1 protein-coding gene is annotated in these 282 nt (G+C 40.8%); it reads left to right on the top strand.

Annotated elements, in window-relative coordinates:
• Nucleotides 1–182: hypothetical protein (locus tag EYW48_RS21720; protein WP_346780442.1), on the top strand; the 182-nt coding region annotated here is incomplete at its 5' end.
• Nucleotides 183–282 lie beyond the last annotated feature (100 nt).

The following is a 282-nucleotide window of genomic DNA, read 5'->3' as shown; positions in this document are numbered from 1 at the left end:
CACATAACAATCAATTCAAGTGGATTCTCAACGCGTGGCAGTTTTACTATGCGTCAGGTAAAGTGTTTTACGGTGCAATGCAGCGACTTGGTCAGTGCGTTGTTCACCACTTAATTGGGCGTTATGCCTTTTCCTCAAATATCGGCAAGGAGAGTCAATTTGAAAATAGTAGAAGCAGATAAAATCCACCTTGAAACTGTTGCTCAATTATTTGATTTATATCGTCAATTTTATGGGCAAGAGTCAGATTTGGCGCAAGCTTCGCGTTTCATTGAGGAAAGG

The sequence above is a fragment of the Vibrio sp. 1180_3 genome, from assembly GCF_029478545.1.
GTDB lineage: Bacteria > Pseudomonadota > Gammaproteobacteria > Enterobacterales > Vibrionaceae > Vibrio > Vibrio aestuarianus.
Note: the sequence above shows the minus strand (reverse complement) of the source record. Positions and strands in the feature narration are given on the sequence as shown.